Origin of the sequence: Martelella alba, from assembly GCF_005217455.1 — a bacterium.
GTDB lineage: Bacteria > Pseudomonadota > Gammaproteobacteria > Enterobacterales > Enterobacteriaceae > Acerihabitans.
The window spans coordinates 1-19,161 of sequence record NZ_SZPQ01000048.1; the positions used below are offsets into that span (position 1 = coordinate 1).

The 19,161-nt window shown below is 52.8% G+C and carries 20 protein-coding genes; 7 read left to right on the forward strand and 13 right to left on the reverse strand.

What is annotated here, in order from left to right; all coding sequences use genetic code 11:
- Positions 1–395 precede the first annotated feature (395 nt).
- Positions 396–962, forward strand: a complete 567-nt coding sequence (locus FCN80_RS22095) for a gamma carbonic anhydrase family protein (RefSeq protein WP_230492864.1) — start codon at positions 396–398, stop codon at positions 960–962.
- Positions 963–978: 16 nt separating this feature from the next.
- Here the strand turns inward: FCN80_RS22095 and aroE are convergent, their stop codons facing one another.
- From aroE to dprA, 5 genes are read right to left on the reverse strand one after another with little or no spacing between them, the layout of a single operon-like run.
- On the reverse strand, positions 979–1,800 hold the full coding sequence (gene aroE / locus FCN80_RS22100) for a shikimate dehydrogenase (protein WP_230492865.1): 822 nt from the start codon (positions 1,798–1,800) through the stop codon (positions 979–981).
- A gap of 15 nt (positions 1,801–1,815) precedes the next feature.
- Complete coding sequence (tsaC, locus tag FCN80_RS22105) at positions 1,816–2,385, reverse strand: L-threonylcarbamoyladenylate synthase type 1 TsaC (RefSeq protein WP_136992510.1); 570 nt, start codon at positions 2,383–2,385, stop codon at positions 1,816–1,818.
- The gene (locus FCN80_RS22110) at positions 2,363–2,929 is read right to left on the reverse strand and encodes a DNA topoisomerase family protein (protein WP_136992511.1); all 567 of its coding nucleotides are present in this window, start codon (positions 2,927–2,929) and stop codon (positions 2,363–2,365) included. The genes tsaC and FCN80_RS22110 overlap by 23 nt, the downstream gene beginning before the upstream one ends.
- A gap of 23 nt (positions 2,930–2,952) precedes the next feature.
- Positions 2,953–3,426, reverse strand: a complete 474-nt coding sequence (locus FCN80_RS22115) for a DUF494 family protein (RefSeq protein WP_136992512.1) — start codon at positions 3,424–3,426, stop codon at positions 2,953–2,955.
- Positions 3,398–4,519, reverse strand: a complete 1,122-nt coding sequence (dprA, locus tag FCN80_RS22120) for a DNA-protecting protein DprA (RefSeq protein ID WP_136992513.1) — start codon at positions 4,517–4,519, stop codon at positions 3,398–3,400. The genes FCN80_RS22115 and dprA overlap by 29 nt, the downstream gene beginning before the upstream one ends.
- A gap of 127 nt (positions 4,520–4,646) precedes the next feature.
- Between dprA and def the strand changes: the two genes are divergently transcribed.
- The 6 genes from def to mscL all read left to right on the forward strand — a co-directional run bounded on the left by def (position 4,647) and on the right by mscL (position 14,911).
- A complete protein-coding gene (def, locus tag FCN80_RS22125; protein ID WP_136992514.1) occupies positions 4,647–5,162 on the forward strand; it encodes a peptide deformylase in 516 nt (171 codons plus the stop codon).
- A gap of 22 nt (positions 5,163–5,184) precedes the next feature.
- Positions 5,185–6,141: a methionyl-tRNA formyltransferase gene (gene fmt, locus FCN80_RS22130; protein WP_136992515.1), complete on the forward strand. Its 957-nt coding sequence runs from the start codon at positions 5,185–5,187 to the stop codon at positions 6,139–6,141.
- An 82-nt stretch (positions 6,142–6,223) separates the two neighbouring features.
- The gene (gene rsmB, locus FCN80_RS22135) at positions 6,224–7,528 is read left to right on the forward strand and encodes a 16S rRNA (cytosine(967)-C(5))-methyltransferase RsmB (RefSeq protein WP_136992516.1); all 1,305 of its coding nucleotides are present in this window, start codon (positions 6,224–6,226) and stop codon (positions 7,526–7,528) included.
- 19 nt (positions 7,529–7,547) lie between these two features.
- Positions 7,548–8,924 (forward strand): Trk system potassium transporter TrkA, encoded by a 1,377-nt coding sequence (gene trkA / locus FCN80_RS22140; protein ID WP_136992517.1) that lies wholly within the window; start codon positions 7,548–7,550, stop codon positions 8,922–8,924.
- A 278-nt stretch (positions 8,925–9,202) separates the two neighbouring features.
- Positions 9,203–14,224 carry a hypothetical protein gene (locus FCN80_RS22145; protein ID WP_136992518.1) on the forward strand — a complete coding sequence of 1,674 codons (5,022 nt, stop codon included), beginning with the start codon at positions 9,203–9,205 and terminating at the stop codon, positions 14,222–14,224.
- A gap of 270 nt (positions 14,225–14,494) precedes the next feature.
- Entirely contained in the window at positions 14,495–14,911 is a 417-nt protein-coding gene (mscL, locus tag FCN80_RS22150; protein WP_136992519.1) for a large-conductance mechanosensitive channel protein MscL, read from the forward strand.
- Positions 14,912–15,058: 147 nt separating this feature from the next.
- Here mscL and FCN80_RS22155 read toward each other — a convergent pair whose 3' ends face one another.
- The 8 genes from FCN80_RS22155 to rpmJ form a co-directional block, all read right to left on the reverse strand.
- Positions 15,059–15,295 (reverse strand): alternative ribosome-rescue factor A, encoded by a 237-nt coding sequence (locus FCN80_RS22155; protein ID WP_136992551.1) that lies wholly within the window; start codon positions 15,293–15,295, stop codon positions 15,059–15,061.
- A 218-nt stretch (positions 15,296–15,513) separates the two neighbouring features.
- Positions 15,514–15,933: a DnaJ family domain-containing protein gene (locus FCN80_RS22160; RefSeq protein ID WP_230492866.1), complete on the reverse strand. Its 420-nt coding sequence runs from the start codon at positions 15,931–15,933 to the stop codon at positions 15,514–15,516.
- 76 nt (positions 15,934–16,009) lie between these two features.
- A complete protein-coding gene (rplQ, locus tag FCN80_RS22165) occupies positions 16,010–16,405 on the reverse strand; it encodes a 50S ribosomal protein L17 (protein ID WP_136992520.1) in 396 nt (131 codons plus the stop codon).
- A gap of 40 nt (positions 16,406–16,445) precedes the next feature.
- Positions 16,446–17,435 (reverse strand): DNA-directed RNA polymerase subunit alpha, encoded by a 990-nt coding sequence (locus FCN80_RS22170; protein WP_074012278.1) that lies wholly within the window; start codon positions 17,433–17,435, stop codon positions 16,446–16,448.
- Between the two features lie 25 nt (positions 17,436–17,460).
- Positions 17,461–18,081, reverse strand: coding sequence for a 30S ribosomal protein S4 (rpsD, locus tag FCN80_RS22175; RefSeq protein ID WP_136992521.1), 621 nt, complete (start codon positions 18,079–18,081; stop codon positions 17,461–17,463).
- A 30-nt stretch (positions 18,082–18,111) separates the two neighbouring features.
- Positions 18,112–18,501: a 30S ribosomal protein S11 gene (gene rpsK / locus FCN80_RS22180; RefSeq protein WP_136992522.1), complete on the reverse strand. Its 390-nt coding sequence runs from the start codon at positions 18,499–18,501 to the stop codon at positions 18,112–18,114.
- Between the two features lie 16 nt (positions 18,502–18,517).
- Positions 18,518–18,874, reverse strand: a complete 357-nt coding sequence (rpsM, locus tag FCN80_RS22185) for a 30S ribosomal protein S13 (RefSeq protein ID WP_136992523.1) — start codon at positions 18,872–18,874, stop codon at positions 18,518–18,520.
- Between the two features lie 148 nt (positions 18,875–19,022).
- On the reverse strand, positions 19,023–19,136 hold the full coding sequence (rpmJ, locus tag FCN80_RS22190) for a 50S ribosomal protein L36 (protein ID WP_136992524.1): 114 nt from the start codon (positions 19,134–19,136) through the stop codon (positions 19,023–19,025).
- Positions 19,137–19,161: the final 25 nt, after the last annotated feature.

Here is a 19,161-nt window from a genome sequence, read left to right on the forward strand (position 1 = left end):
GAAATATTCAGCGTATTATAGGTCTTGCGAGTGCCCACACAGATTGTCTGATAACTTGTTAAAGAGCGTGCGCCGGGGTAACTCATCTGGCGCGAGGTGGCGTATGTTACGCTTTCCTCATTGGGTGTCAAGCCTGACCGGCTTGCCGCCATTTTCTTTTCGACATCCTGTGATATCTTTCACAGTGCTGGCCGATGGAGGCGCATTATAGGGATCCGGTTATATTGCACAAGCGTTTTTTTTCCTTTTCTTGCTAATTGTCTATTTTTCAACCCTACCGTTCGGATCTCGTCCGATCCCCGGCAAAAAGGAGCTAAGATCAAGGTCGTTGATTGCCATCGCCCCCGCCACGGCGATAACATTTTCAGTGTAAATATCTGCTTGAGGTAACTGCCATGCCGCAACTGTCAGGTTCGCTACGTGCTTATCAAGGCGAAATGCCGCAATTGGGCCAACGCGTCATGATTGATCCTTCCAGTGTTGTGATCGGCCGGGTCAATCTTGGGGACGATGTCAGTATTTGGCCGCTGGTGGCCATTCGCGGCGACGTCAATATCGTCACCATTGGTGCGCGGACCAATATCCAGGACGGCAGCGTACTGCATGTCACTCACCAATCCGTACACAATCCGGCCGGCAATCCGCTTATTATCGGCGAGGACGTGACCATCGGTCATAAAGTCATGCTGCACGGCTGCGCCATTGGCCATCGGGTGCTGGTGGGGATGGGATCTATCCTGCTTGATGGCGCCCTGGTGGAAGACGAGGTGATGATCGGCGCGGGCAGTCTGGTCTCACCCGGCAAACGGTTGGAGAGCGGTTATCTTTATCTGGGCAGCCCGGCACGCAAAATCAGACATCTGACAGATGAGGAAATCGGCCGGCTGACATATTCCGCCGATAATTATGTTCGCTGGAAAAACGAATACCTGACCGAGAACGGCCTCGATCCGTCCCGCTAGACGGCGCCCGGCGGCATCAAACCGTCGGGCTCGCGCGCAAATGATGCAAAATCGGCTGAATATCGGGCAACACCCCGTGCCACAGCAAAAACGCATAAGCCGCTTGTCCCACCAGCATACCCAGGCCATCGGTGTAATCCTTCGCCCCCAGGTGCGCGCACCATTGCAGAAACGGCGTCAGACCACGCCGGTAATACATGTCGTAGCACTTGACCGCCGGGATGATAAGCCCGGCGGCCAGTCCCGGCACATCGCCGCGTACGCCGGAAGTGGTGGCATTGATGATCAGATCGAACTCGGGCTCGGCCAGGTCATCCAACGGCAATGCCGAAATAGAACCGGCGTGACGGTAAAACGATGCCAGTTCCTGCGCACGCGGGAAGGTGCGGTTAGTCAACGTGATGGCGCAGCCAAAAGACAACAGGGGCAGGATAACCCCGCGGGCGGCGCCGCCGGCGCCCATCAGCAGGATCCGGCTGTCTGGCCGGATAAACGCGATTCGCTGTAAATCCAAGAGTAAACCGATACCATCGGTATTATCGCCCAGCAGCGCGCCATCGGGCTGTTTTTTCACGGTATTTACCGCGCCGGCCTGCGAGGCGCGCTCCGTCAACTGGTCGCACAGGGAAAACGCGCGTTCCTTGAACGGCATGGTGATATTAGCGCCTTGACCGCCGCCGGCGAAAAACGCGCGCAATGTCTCCTCGAAAGTATCACGCGGCGCCAACACCCGGCCATAGCGAAGCGCGATGCCGGTCTGCTTCGCGAAAAGGGCATGGATTTCTGGCGATTTGCTGTGATCAATCGGATTACCGAATACCGCGTAATTTTCCATCATCAGGTCTCATCGGGTTTAACCTTGCCTTACCAGCACCCCGGTAAGCGCATCGCGGATCTCTGATGGGTTTTCTCGTCCACCCACCGCATCATCCATCAACGGAAAATCCTCGCCGAACTGCGCACGGACTTCCGCCGCGGTCCGCGCCGGCGCATGACCCGACAGATTGGCGCTGGTCGAAACCAGCGGTTTACCAAAGGCCGCGCACAACCGCCGCGCCGGTTCAAAGGCGGTGACGCGCACCGCCAGTGTGGAAAACTGACCGGTCAGCCAGTTGGGAGTGGCCGGATTGGCGGGCATGAGCCAAGTCAACGGCCCCGGCCATCGGGCAAAAATTTCCGCGCGCCGCCGTTCGTCGACTTGGCTATCGTCGATATACGGCAAGAGTTGCCGATACTCGGCCGCAATCAAAATCAACCCTTTGGTCCAGGATCGTTGTTTGAGCGCGAGCAACGCCCGAACCGCCACTTCGCTGTCCGGATCGCAACCTAAACCGTATACGGCTTCGGTGGGATAAGCGATAACCTGGCGGCGATTTAGCGCAGCCATCAGATCAGGAATATCAAATCGGTGTTGTTTCATCATCGTCTTTTACCGCTACCGGTTTACCGCAACGTTTGTCGGCGCAAAAGAGCCTGGCGCCGCGCGCCGTGATTTTCTCCATCAGCATGGGGAAATGGCAATAGGCGCATTCACCGGCGACCGGTTTAAAGTTCACCACAAACCGGCATTGGGGGTAACGATCGCAGGCATAAAAGGTTTTGCCGAACCGGGAGGTACGCTGCACCAGTTTGCCCGAATGGCATTGCGGACAAGCCAACGCCGTTTCATCAGGCTTCACCGCATCCGCGAGATAATCGCAATCCGGGTAGGCGGAACAACCGATAAACATGCCATAGCGTCCTTGACGCAACACCAATACGGACTGACAAACCGGGCAGGCCTGCCCCTCAAGAACAGTGACGACATGGCCATCGGCATGTTGTTTCAGCGGTTTGATATAAGCACAACGCGGGTATTGCGAACAGCCAAGGAATGGCCCGTGTTGTCCGGAACGGATAACCAGCTCTGCCCCGCATTCGGGGCAGAGCTCTTTAGCCCTGGGGGAAAAAAGCGCAGCTTTTACCATAAATTCGGTTCAATATCCGCACGTTAGTGCAAACGATCGATTTCTTCCTCAAACACCAAGTCTTCCATCTGCTGGTAAGCGTTCTCATACCCCGGGATATTGAACAGCACCATCAAAATCACCCACTTGAGATCTTCCAGATCGAATTCTGCGGCATCCAATGCCATAACGCGATCGATGACCATTTCGCGGGTCTCAAGGTTTAACACCTGAATCTGCTCGAGGAACAACAAGAAGCCGCGGCATTCCGTGTCCAGAAATTGGCTCTCTTCCTCAGTATAAATCCGCAGCGCAAGCGGATCGGTTCCCCGCATGAGAGCCTTGTTCTTGCCGTCTTGCAGATCAGCCAACTTTTCCAGCCAGTTCAGCGCATTGTAGATATCGTCCTGGTGAAAGCCCACACGGGTGAGATCATCGGTCAATTTATCCTGATCCACTCGCATCTCGACTTCATTGTGGATATAGGTTTCAAACAAGTACATGAGTACGTCGAACATGGCCTGCCCTCCTCAATCGGACATAGCCGCCGGGTACAACTGCGATCCACCCTGCTAACTCCAGCTCGAGCAATTTAACCACGACCTCTGGCACAGGTTGGCCGGCACGTTCAGCGACGACGTCAACAGGTGTAACCTCATCCCCTACGTTAGCCAACACATCGGCAAATGGCAATTCAACTTCGCGTTCTGCGGCACAAATAATTTCATCCCGCGGTAAATTTAACCAATTGAGACCGTTGCCAAGCTGCTCCAGTATCTCCCGTGGCTGGGTGATGAGATAAGCGCCTTGCCGGATCAACCAATGCGTACCCTCGGTGGCGGGATTGCCGAGCGGCCCCGGAAGCGCATAGACGTCTTTGCCCTGATCGAGGGCATAACGGGCCGTCACCAGCGACCCGCTTCGGGCCGTGGCTTCCACCACCAGCACGCCCTGGCTCAACGCGCTAATGATACGATTACGATAGGGAAAATGGCAGGCCAGCGGCGGGGCGTCCAGCGTGAACTCGGAAACCAGGGCGCCCCCTTCGCCGACGATACGCTCCGCCAGTCCACGATGCTGATGCGGATAGATATGCTGTAATCCACTGCCCAGCACCGCCACGGTCCGGCCCCCGGCGTCAAGCGCCGCGCGATGGCTTATGCCGTCTATCCCCAGCGCCAGTCCGCTGGTGATGGTAACGCCGCACCGGGCCAGGGCGGCGGAAAAATAGGCGCCCCATTGCTCGCCATACAAGGTGCAACGGCGGCTACCGACCACCGCCACCTGTCTGGAACGCAAGCAGGCCGGATCACCGCGGACAAGCAGGGCCGGCGGCGGACAATCAATGTGGCGCAGGCCATCGGGATAGTCGGGATCGGCATAAGTCACCAGATGATTCGATGGGTCCGCCAGCCAGCGGCGAGCGGCGGCGATGGCGTCGTCGCCAAAATGGTAAAACCGCTGACGCTGCCGCGGGGTCAATACGTTCGAAATCCGCGCCTGGGGACCGAATTCGGCCAGAAGCGGCATTTGCGCAAGATATTCCTGAGCTTTGGCGCCGTTTACGCCTTTTACGGCCATCAGCCGCAGCCATATTTCTATCGGGGTCATGTTTGCTCCGCGTCCGTGCCGATCGCCGCTTCCGCGACTTTGACATGCGATGCTGTCAATCAGCCCGGGAAATGTCTAGAATAAGAGGAGGAATCTTTTTCATAATCGGACACAGATATAGACTTATATGGCGGTATTGCAGGTATTACATTATCCGGACGACCGGCTTCGCATAGTGGCGAAACCGGTCAAAGAAGTGAATGACGACATTCGCCGCATCGTAGATGACATGTTTGAAACGATGTACGCCGAAGAAGGGATTGGGCTGGCCGCGACCCAGGTCGATATCCATCAGCGCATAATCGTTATCGATGTCTCGGAAACGCGCGACCAGCGTCATGTGCTGATCAATCCCGAACTGCTTTGCAAAAGCGGCGAAACCGGCATTGAGGAAGGTTGCCTGTCAATCCCTGATCAGCGGGGTTTCGTTCCCCGCGCGGAAAAAGTCACTGTTCGCGCCCTGAATCGCGAAGGCCAGTCCTACGAGCTGGAGGCGGACGGTTTGCTGGCCATCTGCATTCAGCATGAAATGGATCATTTGGTGGGCAAGTTGTTTGTCGATTATCTGTCGCCCCTCAAACGCCAGCGTATCCGTCAGAAGATGGAAAAATTGGCCAAAATGAACGCCCGCGCCGCGAAATAACCGGGGCAATACAGGAATGAACGTGTCTGATTCTTTACGCATCATCTTCGCCGGAACGCCGGATTTCGCCGCCCGTCATCTCGACGCGCTGTTGGCCTCGCGGCACCATGTCGTCGGGGTTTTCACCCAACCCGACAGACCGGCTGGCCGGGGTAATAAGTTATCGGCCAGCCCGGTCAAACAGCTGGCCCAACAACATGGCATACCGGTTTTCCAACCCAAGTCGTTGCGCTCCGCCGACAATCAGCAGTTAGCGGCGGCGCTTGCCGCCGATGTCATGGTGGTGGTGGCCTATGGTCTGATCCTACCCCAGTCGGTATTGGATATGCCCCGTCTGGGCTGTCTGAACGTCCACGGCTCGTTGTTGCCGCGCTGGCGCGGCGCGGCGCCTATTCAGCGGGCGTTGTGGGCGGGAGACGCGCAAACCGGCATTACCATCATGCAAATGGATGCTGGCCTTGATACCGGCGCGATGTTGCTGAAAGCGCCCTGTGACATCACCGCCGAGGACACCAGCGCCAGTTTATATGAAAAACTGGCGGCCATTGGGCCGCAAGCGCTGCTGGAAACCTTGGCGCGTTGCGCAACGGGTACGCTGACGCCTGTCCCGCAAAACCACCGGGAGGCATCTTACGCGCAAAAGCTGACCAAGGAAGAAGCCCGGCTGGACTGGCGACTGCCGGCAACGCATCTCGAACGGTGCGTGCGCGCGTTCAATCCCTGGCCGGTTAGCTATATCCTCTTGGAGGGGCAGCCCGTCAAGATCTGGCGAGCGGCGGCGCAGGATCCGGAACAGCGGCAATCCGACCGGGTACCCGGCAAGATTATCCGGGCGGATAAATCCGGTATCCTGGTGACAACGACGGTAGGCAATCTGAACCTGACCCTGTTGCAACCCGCCGGGAAAAAACCCATGCCGGCGCAGGATCTGCTCAATTCGCGCCGGGAATGGTTTACACCCGGAAGCGTTCTGGCTTAATCTCGTACCCGGTCCCCTGCCCGGTCGACGAGACGCGGGCCCGGCCGGCGCAAATTCCCGGCTATCTCATTTCCGGTCAATTATGAACAAACATTACCACCTCCGCGCTTTGGCCGCGAAGGCCGTCGCGCAAGTGCTTGACCAAGGCGTGTCGCTGAGTCAGTCCCTGCCGGCGCTGCAATCCCCGCTCAACGACAAGGATCGGGCATTATTGCAGGAATTATGCTTCGGCACCCTGCGTACTCTGCCGGAGCTGGATCAGCACATCGGACGGTTGATGGCGAAACCCCTTGCCGGCAAACAGCGGGTCGTGCATTGCCTGCTGATGGTCGGACTCTATCAATTGCTCCATACCCGCATTCCCCGCCACGCCGCGCTATCCGAAACCGTGGAGGCGGCGGCGGCCTTGAAAAAACCGCAATTCAAAGGGCTGGTGAACGGGGTTTTGCGGGAATTTCTCCGGCGGCAGGAAAACGGCTGGCAGCCATCGTCGGACCACCTTCATCCCGAATGGCTGGCCCAGCGCCTGCGGGCGGCTTACCCCGATCAAGCCGACGCGGTCATGGAGGCCAATAACCAACACCCGCCCATGTGGCTGCGCGTCAACCGTCTGCGGCATAGTCGGGAACAGTATCTGGCCTTGCTGACGCAAAATGGTTTGACCGCTTACCCGCATCCGCGCCTGCCCGACGCGCTCAGGCTTGAGACGCCATGTCCCGTGGGTAGGCTACCCGGATTTGAGCAAGGCTGGATCACGGTGCAGGATGCCTCGGCGCAGGCCTGCGCGGCATTGCTCGATCCGCGGCCCGGCGAAGACATATTGGATTTATGCGCCGCGCCCGGGGGCAAAACCACCCATCTTTTGGAACTGGCGCCCACGGCGCGGGTGACCGCAGTGGATATCGATGCGCAGCGCGCGTCGCGGATTCATGAGAATCTGCGACGTCTCGGCATGCAATCGGAGGTTATTATCGGCGATGGCGCCGCGCCGGAACAATGGGACAATGGACGGACCTGGCATCGCATCCTGCTTGACGCGCCTTGCTCGGCCACCGGTGTCATACGGCGACACCCCGATATAAAATGGCTGCGGAGGGATACCGATATCGCTGAACTGGCGCTTTTGCAAAAGCGGATTCTGTCCGCCATCTGGCCAAGGCTGAAAACCGGCGGCGTATTGCTATACGCCACTTGTTCGGTTTTGCCCGAGGAGAACCGCGATCAAATCAACGCGTTTCTGGCCTGTCATCCCGATGCGCGGCTCGCCGGCACCGGCGATGCGACCCGTCCCGGTTTGCAGCAACTTCCCGCGCCGGATGAGGGAGATGGCTTCTTTTACGCTAAGATAATGAAGATAATGGCTGCGGGCAGCCAGGGGTCATCTTGACGAGCATAACGAGTCGATAATGAAAATAATCATACTGGGTGCGGGGCAAGTAGGCGGCACGCTGGCGGAAAATCTGGCTGGGGAAAACAATGATATCACCATTGTCGATACCAATTCCGATCCGTTGCGCCAGTTGCAGGATAAATTCGATTTGCGCACTATTCAAGGTCACGCCGCCCACCCCCGGGTGCTGCGGGAGGCCGGCGCCGAGGACGCCGATATGCTGGTCGCCGTCACCAATTCCGACGAAACCAATATGGTGGCGTGCCAGATAGCCTATTCGCTCTTTAAAACGCCCAACCGCATTGCCCGCATCCGTTCGGCGGATTATATCCGCGAATCCGCGCGGCTATTTTCCACCGAAGTGGTACCCATCGATCATCTCATCTCACCCGAACATCTGGTTATCGAGAGTATCTACCGACTCGTGGAATATCCCGGCGCGCTGCAGGTGGTGAACTTTGCCCAGGGTAAAGTCAGTATCGCCGCGGTAAAAGCCTATTACGGCGGCCCGCTGGTAGGTAACGCCCTGTCTTCCCTGCGCGAACATATGCCGCATATCGATACCCGGGTCGCCGCCATTTTCCGTCAGGATCACCCCATCCGACCACAAGGCTCAACCGTCATCGAAGCCGGCGATGAGGTGTTTTTCGTCGCCGCGTCCCCCCATATCAGGGCGGTAATGAGCGAGCTGCAACGGTTGGAAAGACCCTACAAACGCATCATGATCGTCGGCGGCGGCAATATCGGCGCCGGGTTGGCCCAGCGGCTGGAAAAAGACTACAGTGTGAAGCTTATCGAGAGGGATCAGCAACGGGCGGCTGAACTGGCGGAACGGCTACAGGACACCGTCGTTTTCTACGGCGACGCATCCGATCAGGAATTACTGGCCGAGGAACATATCGAACAAATCGATGTCTTTATCGCCATAACCAACGATGACGAGGCCAACATTATGTCGGCCATGTTGGCCAAACGCATGGGCGCCAAAAAAGTGCTGGTGCTTATCCAGCGTCGCGCTTATATCGATCTGGTACAAGGCAGCGTGATTGATATCGCCATTTCACCGCAACAGGCGACGATTTCAGCGCTGTTGGGCCATGTGCGCAAGGCGGATATCGTTAGCGTTTCGTCGTTGCGCCGCGGCGTGGCCGAAGCCATCGAAGCTATCGCCCATGGCGACGAAAGTACCTCCAAAGTCGTGGGCAGGCCCATCGACGCCATCAAATTGCCGCCCGGTACTGTGATTGGCGCCATCGTGCGCGGCGATGAGGTGATCATCGCCAACCGGGACAGCATCGTTCAACAAGGCGATCATGTCATCATGTTCCTGACCGATAAAAAATACATCAGCGATGTTGAACGCCTGTTCCAACCCAGCCCCTTTTTCCTGTAGGCGCCTCGCATTTGATTGGCCAAAATATCATTGCCTCACGACCACAGAGGGATTTCACTACGGTATAGAAGCGCATTTCTAAACTTGCGGAATAGCTTAGCGGCAACAAGGATATGTCCGCAATGTACCAATGGAATACATTAGCGATTTACACCCCGCAGGCAAACAAAACGGCCGCCCCGCGATGCACATCGTCGTGTTGTAACAATGCCGGCGCGTCCCTACCGCTAAGGGGTTCGCGTACAGACCCTTTGACTGTCGGCCGGCGCCTTCACCTTATGGCCCAGAATATGTTGTCGGTGCCGTCCCGCCTTTATCATCATGACCCGGCTTGGCGGCAGCAGTTGAAAAAACCCAGGAATATCGGCCAACGCCTGGTTTATGCGCTGGCCGCCGCCGCCGCCGTTAATAACACGCAAATGTCGTTTTCCTTAAGCCGAGAACGCGTCCTCATGGCCGGAACATCGCCGGCGACCCGAACTCAAGGGGAAAGAAAGGCGACCTGGGTAGCTCAGGCCTGGCCGGGAAGACATTCCTTTCCGCCACGACGGGCCAAACGCCACAATACGGCCCCCCCTCCGGTCAGGAATATTGATTGGAAGTTTATGCTGGCCGCTTATGTCAACGAATATATGGGGCTGGAAACCTTTTCTGAGAATATCGACGATCGCCAACTGGCGGCCGCTATCCTTATGGCTACGGCAAAAAAGCCGGAGTTGCTTGCGCACGTGGCCAGGCTTTCCCTGCTGGGCAGCGGCTATTATGGCGAGCGACTGGGCGAAGGTCTCTCGCGGGAGCAGCAACGGACGCTCGTCGGCCAGACACTATGCAAGTTACTTTTCAAGGAAGACAATATTGCCCTACGCGTGGCGACGATCTTTGCCCGCCATCGAAGATGCACAATACAAGAATTGAGAATGGCTTTACATAATGCGTCGGCGGAGACAACCGATCCCATCCTGATGAAAATATGGCAACACCATTATGAAGCCCATGAGATGCCGACGCTGTACTTGGCGGATATCCATAAATTGGCCACTAATATGACGAATACCAGAGCGACGATAACCACGCTAACGGATAGTGATCATATTCTGGTGGGTAGCATAAGCTGGGCATTGATACATTTTGGCGCCAGAGCGTTAATCTTATCTGGTGATCCGGATTTTTCCTCAGAAACGCCGACCACCTTGTTAGATATTGGCTTGGGCATGGTAACCCTGCTGGAGAATAACCAGATTCTCAGAGGAAGCGAATCTGTTTTTCATCTCGGATTGCTCATTTTCTTACTGGACCAGAAACCCCTTTTGTCATTTGAAGAAGCATTATCCGATGCTGCTTTTACGGAGGCGAAATCGTTGTTTCTGGCAGAGATCCTTAAACGTCAGAGTAAGGCCAAAACGCTTTACCACAATGTTGCCTCGTTACGCAAACAATACACATCCCTGCCGTGGCAATCACGGAAAGCCGCGGCTATTGATTTGTTGGATAGATATTGCGGCGGCCATAAAAAAATCAAAAAAAAGTATATTGGAATTTTATTTATCAGATTGAGTATGTATTTTGATCCCGTTGAGGAATATTTAGATTCCCCTGACAGATATCATTGTTCACATGATATAAACACGCTACCCAACTTAAACCTTTATTACAACGAGACAATTAATTATTTATCTGAACGAATTTTATCAGTGGATAAGTCTTTACTGGATATCGTTTTCAGCGCCAGTGATGCCAGAGATGACACTTTACAAATAGAACAACTGAATTTTTTGAATCGTGCCTCGTTGCAATGGGTTATGCCGAAGCTTGTCCGTAAGCGGAAAACACAGGAAATGTTTTATTGGAACAAGACAGAAAAATACCTTGCCAAAAAAGATGTGACATTTTTTCTCGCCAAAGATCACAATGTGACGTGTTTGGTGGCATTAAGTATGGACAATAAAGGATATCGTTTGTATTTTATTGATCTGCATGATGATTTGTCCACCGTCTTACGTCCGTTAATGGAAAATTGGCCGGCAAGATACCTGGCCACGCATTTTGAACTGGCACTAACACAGTTGAAACAACCTGCCATCCACAAGGCCGCCGGCGAACCCGTGGAAAACTTATATCGGCGTTTTGCCGAGATACATTTCAAGTACTATCAACAACGCCTTTACTCATTGGGTAGTGAAGCTGAAGAGAATACCTTGTGGAAGATCGCCGATGATATCACCGGATTATTAGTGCCTTTCTATGGCTGTATGAGCTCTGTGCTCGATCACGATATCAACAGTGCCGCCATAGAATGCATGATTGATGGTAGTTTGGTGGGTATCCCGCTCTTTTTTTCCGGAATAGAACACGGACTGGCTATATATCAGGCCGCCAAACTGGGTATCGGCCGCACCTTGGAAAACCGGCTTATGGTTGCCGGGGCCACGACAACCACGAGAAAAATTATCCCGATCTCCACGCAAATAGCCGGCGGCGCGCGAGCCGTAAGCGATGAAATGCTCAGACTGACTCACTATTTTCCAAGTGAAGTGGCAAAGGTCCTCGATCCCGGACTTGAGACACTTAATTCGGTATATACCTTAACAAAAGGCATCGCGATGGCGTTAAGCGGTAGAATTCTGTTGAATGCTTCTCCGCTGTTACATTCACTGTTGAGCATCTCGCAAGAAAGCCATAAAGTTTTCACCACGCGAACATCCCGGTTTTTCCCCACCCAATATGGTTATGGCGAAGACGGCGTAACACCGGTTACCGCTGAATTTGACGGAGAATGCTTTACGATCTTCAATGTTCGTCGAGGCATCATCGCCACGGAAAATGGCGAGTTTACCCCTCAGGGAAGAGCCATTTTTGTCAAAATCAATCCGGAAAATCATTTTGGGATGGACAGAAAATATGTTTATGCCCTTCCCGTGACAGAAAAGCAGAGTCTGAGACTGGAAGAACATCAGGTTGCGTCAAACGACACCCTCTCCTTGGCCGCCATTGAAAAATACAATGACACAGTCATATGGCGAATATCCAGCCGAATGCCAATCACCGTCTTAGTGGTTTATCCGCAACACAGTGTGAAAGTGGCGGACACACAGCATATTTTTTTTGAAGCAAATTATCAAAGTTGGTTACTGGATCCCATTGAAAATATTTTGTCTTCCGTGCATCACCTGGATTATTGGGAAATCGGCCCACGGGATCCCTCACGGAGTATTCCCGTCATCAGTCTGGCAGACAATGAACGGGACCTGCATATCAAAATAGACCATATCAAAATGACTTTACAACGGTTAACGGATGAAGCTGAATTGCTAAAAGACAGCCGATCACTGAAAAGCTATGCATTAACTGAAGATCACTGTCATGGTTCTATTTCTCTTTACCAGCAATCGTTATTGAGTGTGCCTATCAACCACATTTGCTATTTAATGAAACCTGAGCAGAATCGTCCAACTTTTCTCATTGTTCATTCCGTTAATAAGCATAGCGCCTATATCAGGGCAAGTTATGATATGTATCATAAAGCATTTATTTTTGCATCACCGCAAAAGTTACTTTCTTCGAAAGTTTTGAGTGCCCGCACAGCACATTATCTATTGACATCAACAACCCGTGAAAGGTTTTTTTTCGACGAATTCCTTCTCCCCTCTCTTTTTAACGGCGCATTGATTTATGCCAACCTAATGTTATTAAAAATAGCAGATAGAACGGTTATTATAAATGAACTAGACGATTATTTCTATGAAGTTAGCCAACCAGATGAGAACAGCCCTGCTAAGATATTACGTTATGAGCTTTTCACAAAAACCTTCAACATCATTCCTCATGCCGACCTTATTGATAATTTCCAGAACGGCATCACTCTATCGCCATTCGAAGCGCTGGCTGAGAGTGTATTTAATGTTTCTGCCTATCCCAATCTCAGCGAACTCTGCCTGAAAAATATTGAAAACAGCGAAGCCAATACCGGGCCGCTCTTATTGCGGCTTAAGCAGGTCAATCTATTGCTGCGTCTCGATAGCGCGCGGCGCCGCGAGTTGCTTCATAGCACCCTGTCTTCTTTACGCGCCTTTAAAACCGTAACGCAAGGTACCCTGGGACAGTACCCGGTACTGGCGCTTTGGACGGCTTTCGAAACGCTGACCGCAAGGCTTTCCTCATCGGCAGAAAATCAAACCGCTTCGTGGCGATTTGAAAAGTACGCGCAACTCGCCAATTTGTCACAGTCGTTTAGATGGCCGTCAATGCTGGCGGCGGGGCACCACATGCGCTTATTTTTATATGATCGCAGTCACATGGAGCCGTCTTTCCGGCAAACGCATTACCGTGAGATTACCTTGATTGGGGATACGCTTTTACTCACCGAAGGAAGCCAAATAGCAGACCGATATCAATGGATAGCGCCGTATAGCTCTACACAATCCATACAGGTTAATCGTCATACTTTATATCATGATACACAGCCGAGCTTCTGGTTGAACGACAGTAATGATGTGTCCGCCAAAACAGTGGGTGGGCATATCATTCCATTACTGCCTACCACGCAAAGAAATGAAATAAAAAATATCCTCACATCCCCCAAAGGTAGCAAAATTGTCATTGTATCTTCAAAAGACACCGAGTTACTTTTAATTGAATTTTATCGACTCCCTATCAGAGAAATAGTGGATAAGCCCACTTCATTGAAACCTGTCAACGAAATATTGATCGCGGCAAACCATAACGATTATAAACTTTGGTGGCTAACCGAAGACAGTAAACTTTATATCATTTCGGAAAACGCCTGGCATATTTATGATCAATATAAAGAATATTTCCCTACCCCAGAGGGATATGCCCCACGGTTTATATCCCCTGACCAGATTTATCTTGGATATACGGCCCTGGATCCGGCAGGCGAACAGGCTGTTTTAATACTCTATGATATTATTCAGCGAAAACAGATTGCAATTCACCGCTCACAGCCTGAGAGACCTGGTATGGATGAAGGCATCACCTGTGTCGCATTCTCCCCGGTAAATGCTATGGTAGCCATCGCCTTCGCGGATGGCTATATAGAAATTTATGCTTTGCCTGTAATGCCTGATAACGAGACCGCGGTCAGTCTGGGGGGGTTATTTATGCCATTGGCATATTACCGCATCAATGGACAACATTATGTCAAGCCCAAGAATATTGCCATGAAATTTAATAACGCTTTCGATCGACTGATCATTTTTTATGACGAAGGTATTTTTTCTACTGATACGCTAGTCAGCGGGACATTCAGTATCGCGGAAATCAGACCCGACATGGCAATTTAAAATACGTGCCATGCTCATAGCACGGCGCAGGCAGATAAAACCATCGTCATTAAGGACGTAATGGCCTCACCTACCGCGGCGGTTCACTACGGGTCGGCAGATTGATCTTTGCAGGGAATACACCTCGTCAATAGCGTTGACCTAAGCATTCATTTTCAGATTTTCCTTAGAAAAGGATTTTAACTGCGGGCATACACTGTGCTGCAAATATGCTGGTAATTGATTAATCCTTTGTTAAACTTAATTTGTTATTCACTAAAGGAGCAACTTATGAGTTTTTTGCAGGAATTCCGTCAATTTGCCATGCGAGGTAATGTGGTAGATCTGGCAATAGGCGTCATCATTGGCGCGGCCTTTGGTAAGATTGTCTCCTCATTGGTCGCCAATGTCGTCATGCCGCCCCTGGGATTACTGATAGGCGGTGTTGATTTCAGACAATTCAAATGGGTGCTGAAACCCGCGGAGGGAAATACGCCCCCAGTCGTCATGGAATACGGTATCTTCCTACAGAATGTCTTCGACTTTATCATTGTCGCGCTGGCGGTATTTTGTTTCGTCAAGCTGATCAATAGCATGCATCGCAAGAAAGAAGAAGCACCCGCCGCTCCACCGAAACCCAGCGCGGAAGAGACGCTTTTAACGGAAATTCGCGATCTGCTAAAACAAAATAGCCGGCCGGAAGCCTGATTGCCCCCCGCGGAGCGGCCAAGCTATCGCTATTATGTCAAATACTCCATCGGTAATAAGCTGGAAGGCCCCGGGCAAACAGGCGTAAGAGAGGTTATCTCAACGGGATGGGCGTAAACGGAATGCGGCGGGGCAGTTTGCTTTCAATCAGAAAGAGGCGTGAATTTCAAGGTTGCCATGACGGAGGGCAGTGGCAAAACCACGATGTATGCTTTTGCCACTGCCCTCCCAATCGTGGGCCGATACTTTTTTGCCTTTGCGGTTGTAGCTTCCCTTCCCTTTATGGTTTTTCTCGCAACGTTGCCGGAATAGCGGATCATGTAACAACGCGGCAAGGGCGTTGTCTTGGATGATGCCCTTGGTGTGACGATATTTGCTTGCCATGTTGACCTCGGAGAGTTGTCTGAAATAAAGATACTCGTCATACCTCACGTTGCTTCTTTGTTGGCCGCGATGCAACTCGACGTATTTAAAGTATAGCCATTAGTTAACGCGCGATAGTATAGCACAGTTTTTGACTTTGCCCACGGTAATAGCATGGCCCCGGCGTAACCGATGCCAACCCGCTGCGGTGAATGTCGGCGCTGGCCCGTCCGGCCGCCTTACTGGCCTTTTCCGGAGGCGGCAAAATGCCGCTCAAGGCGCTGTTGATAATCATGATAAAGGAATTCGGTGTTCACGCCCGCCTGACGCAATTTCAATTCCAACAGACGAAACCGACTGCTCGTTTCGGCATAGACACCAGAATCTCTATCCAGGCTGCGCAACATATCCGCCAATTGCAGGGCGTCTTTGCGATCCTGCAATTCCTGCGGCAGATAGCCGGCGTTTTTCAAAAGTCGGTAACCCGCCCTGAGATCCTCAGGCACCGCGCTGTCGTCGTCCAGTTGCAAGGGTTTGCCATAACCGGGAAGATCATCGAAATCGCCGTTCTGTTGTGCTTGCTGTATATGCCGCTCCGCCCATTCATCCACCATACCCATGATGACATCGCTCCCGAACAGAAAAGACCCAACAAGCATACGCTGTTGCCGCCAATATGATAAGCGCCAATAAAAAACCCGGCATGTGCCGGGTTTTGCAGACTGGCGATTAAAATTACTCGGTAACCGCTTCAGCCGGAGCTTGAGATTCTGCCGCGCGATCCAGCAGTTCGATGTAAGCCATCGGCGCGTTGTCGCCGGCGCGGAAGCCACACTTCAGAATACGGGTGTAACCACCGGCGCGGCTCGCGAAACGCGGTCCAAGCTCGTTAAACAGTTTTGCCACGATTTCGTTGTCACGAGTACGGGCGAATGCCAGACGACGATTTGCAACGCTGTCGGTCTTGGCAAGTGTAATCAGCGGTTCGACAACACGACGCAGCTCTTTCGCTTTCGGCAGGGTCGTCTTGATGATCTCATGACGAACCAAAGAGCCGGCCATATTACGGAACATAGCCTGGCGATGGCTGCTGTTACGGTTCAGTTGACGACCACTCTTACGATGGCGCATGACCTTATCCTTCTCAGTAAAACCTTACCCTGTGATCGGGTTATTCATCAGCGATACTCGCCGGGGGCCAGTTCTCAAGGCGCATACCCAAAGACAACCCACGGGAAGCCAAAACGTCTTTGATCTCGGTAAGAGATTTTTTACCCAGGTTGGGGGTTTTGAGCAACTCAACCTCGGTGCGTTGTACCAGATCACCGATGTAGTGGATGGCTTCTGCCTTGAGGCAGTTAGCAGAGCGGACAGTCAATTCCAGATCGTCAACCGGGCGCAGCAGGATCGGATCGAATTCCGGTTTTTCTTCTTTAACTTCCGGCTGACGTACGTCACGTAAATCAACGAAAGCTTCAAGTTGTTCAGCCAGAATGGTCGCCGCACGGCGGATCGCCTCTTCAGGATCGATCGTGCCGTTGGTTTCCATTTCGATGACCAGCTTATCCAAATCGGTACGTTGTTCGACGCGCGCGGCTTCCACGTTGTAGGCGATTCGCTCTACGGGGCTATAGCACGCGTCAACCAGTAAACGGCCTATTGGTCGCTCATCTTCTTCCGAATGAATTCGGGCAGAAGCCGGCACATAACCACGCCCCCGCTGAACCTTGATACGCATGCTGATTGCGGCGTTCTCATCGGTCAGGTGGCAAAGCACGTGCTGCGGCTTGACGATTTCGACATCGCCGTCATGGGTGATGTCGGCTGCGGTTACAGGGCCAATGCCAGATTTATTCAAAGTGAGGATGACGTCATCCTTGCCTTGAACTCTCACCGCCAGCCCTTTCAGGTTGAGCAGAATCTCCAGGATGTCTTCCTGTACACCTTCTTTGGTGCTGTACTCGTGCAGTACACCATCAATCTCAACCTCGGTCACCGCGCAACCCGGCATTGATGAAAGCAGAATACGGCGCAGTGCGTTACCTAGGGTATGGCCGAAGCCACGCTCTAAAGGTTCAAGGGTCACCTTGGCGTGCGTCGAACTGACTTGCTCGATATCAACCAGGCGCGGTTTTAGAAACTCTGTCACAGAACCCTGCATTGTGTCCTCTCTTTGGTGCTAAGCTTTACTTGGAGTAAAGCTCGACTATCAGGTGTTCGTTGATGTCCGCAGACAGATCGGTACGTTCCGGAATGCGTTTGAACACCCCTTCCATCTTAGCAGCGTCGACCTCAAGCCAGGTCGGCTTTTCACGCTGTTCAGCCAGTTCCAATGAGGCGCGAACGCGAGCCTGCTTCTTCGCTTTTTCACGGATGCTGACAACATCATTCGGACTAACCTGGTAAGAAGCGATGTTGACGATACGGCCGTTTACCATGATAGCCTTGTGGCTGACCAACTGGCGCGATTCGGCGCGAGTGGCGCCGAAACCCATCCGGTAGACGACGTTATCCAGACGGCCTTCCAGCAACTGCAACAGGTTCTCACCGGTATTGCCTTTAAGACGCGCTGCTTCTTTGTAATAGTTACGGAATTGACGTTCCAGAATGCCATAAATGCGGCGAACTTTCTGTTTTTCACGCAACTGTACCCCGTAATCGGACAGACGGGGCTTACGTGCGCCATGCTGTCCCGGGGGTTGCTCAATTTTGCCTTTGGTATCGATCGCGCGAACACCGGATTTCAGGAAGAGGTCGGTACCCTCGCGACGGCTTAGCTTGAGCTTGGGACCCAAATATCTTGCCATTTTCTTTCTCCAACTAACCTGGAAGCGGCGTTATACGCGACGCTTTTTAGGCGGACGACAACCGTTATGGGGGATCGGAGTCACATCAGTAATGTTAGTGATGCGGAAACCAGCCGCGTTCAACGCGCGAACGGTAGACTCACGGCCCGGACCAGGTCCTTTAACCATAACTTCCAGATTCTTGATGCCATACTCTTTGACTGCTTCGGCGCAGCGTTCCGCCGCAACCTGCGCGGCAAACGGAGTGGACTTGCGAGAACCGCGGAAACCGGAACCACCGGATGTTGCCCAACCCAACGCATTACCCTGACGATCGGTAATGGTGACGATGGTGTTGTTGAAAGACGCATGGATATGAGCCACGCCATCTGAAACCTGCTTTTTGACGCGCTTGCGTGCACGAATAGGTGCCTTAGCCATTATTTAATCACCCCGATTATTTCTTGATCGGTTTGCGCGGACCCTTACGGGTACGGGCGTTAGTCTTGGTGCGCTGACCGCGAACCGGCAGACCACGACGATGGCGCAAACCACGATAGGTACCAAGGTCCATCAGACGCTTGATACTCAGGGTGACTTCGCGGCGCAAATCGCCTTCGACGGCAAACTTCGCCACGGCGTCGCGCAGCTTGTCAAGCTGCTCTTCAGATAGCTCACTGATCTTAACATGTTCGGCAATACCCGTACTTTCACAAATGGATTGCGAACGGGTTTTACCGATACCGTAGATAGCGGTTAAGGCGATCACGGCATGTTTATGATCAGGAATGTTAATGCCTGCTATACGGGCCACTATGCACTCCTAGAAAAGTAAACAACAACACCATTCTGAAAAGCCCGTTTTCAGGATACTCAAACAGTGTCGTGTTGATATAACAAAAGATTGGCTGGCTAATCTAGCCAGCTCAACCCAACTTTGCAAGAAAAAAATGTCGCAACTTTCAACCTTGGCGCTGTTTATGCTTAGGCTCGCTGCAAATTACGCGAACTACGCCATGGCGTTTGACAACTTTGCAGTTACGACACAACTTCTTGACGGAAGCACGAACTTTCATTTTTCCTCTCCGTAACTTCTCAAAC

Coding starts and splice junctions, on each gene's coding strand:
- FCN80_RS22095 (WP_230492864.1), top strand. CDS start 396: ATGCCGCAACTGTCAGGTTCGCTACGTGCTTATCAAGGCGAAATGCCG.
- FCN80_RS22170 (WP_074012278.1), bottom strand. CDS start 17,435: ATGCAGGGTTCTGTGACAGAGTTTCTAAAACCGCGCCTGGTTGATATC.
- mscL (WP_136992519.1), top strand. CDS start 14,495: ATGAGTTTTTTGCAGGAATTCCGTCAATTTGCCATGCGAGGTAATGTG.
- rpsK (WP_136992522.1), bottom strand. CDS start 18,501: ATGGCTAAGGCACCTATTCGTGCACGCAAGCGCGTCAAAAAGCAGGTT.
- FCN80_RS22155 (WP_136992551.1), bottom strand. CDS start 15,295: ATGGCAAGCAAATATCGTCACACCAAGGGCATCATCCAAGACAACGCC.
- FCN80_RS22145 (WP_136992518.1), top strand. CDS start 9,203: ATGGCCCAGAATATGTTGTCGGTGCCGTCCCGCCTTTATCATCATGAC.
- FCN80_RS22110 (WP_136992511.1), bottom strand. CDS start 2,929: ATGGTAAAAGCTGCGCTTTTTTCCCCCAGGGCTAAAGAGCTCTGCCCC.
- def (WP_136992514.1), top strand. CDS start 4,647: ATGGCGGTATTGCAGGTATTACATTATCCGGACGACCGGCTTCGCATA.
- FCN80_RS22115 (WP_136992512.1), bottom strand. CDS start 3,426: ATGTTCGACGTACTCATGTACTTGTTTGAAACCTATATCCACAATGAA.
- trkA (WP_136992517.1), top strand. CDS start 7,548: ATGAAAATAATCATACTGGGTGCGGGGCAAGTAGGCGGCACGCTGGCG.
- rpmJ (WP_136992524.1), bottom strand. CDS start 19,136: ATGAAAGTTCGTGCTTCCGTCAAGAAGTTGTGTCGTAACTGCAAAGTT.
- aroE (WP_230492865.1), bottom strand. CDS start 1,800: ATGATGGAAAATTACGCGGTATTCGGTAATCCGATTGATCACAGCAAA.
- rsmB (WP_136992516.1), top strand. CDS start 6,224: ATGAACAAACATTACCACCTCCGCGCTTTGGCCGCGAAGGCCGTCGCG.
- tsaC (WP_136992510.1), bottom strand. CDS start 2,385: ATGATGAAACAACACCGATTTGATATTCCTGATCTGATGGCTGCGCTA.
- dprA (WP_136992513.1), bottom strand. CDS start 4,519: ATGACCCCGATAGAAATATGGCTGCGGCTGATGGCCGTAAAAGGCGTA.
- rplQ (WP_136992520.1), bottom strand. CDS start 16,405: ATGCGCCATCGTAAGAGTGGTCGTCAACTGAACCGTAACAGCAGCCAT.
- FCN80_RS22160 (WP_230492866.1), bottom strand. CDS start 15,933: ATGCTTGTTGGGTCTTTTCTGTTCGGGAGCGATGTCATCATGGGTATG.
- rpsD (WP_136992521.1), bottom strand. CDS start 18,081: ATGGCAAGATATTTGGGTCCCAAGCTCAAGCTAAGCCGTCGCGAGGGT.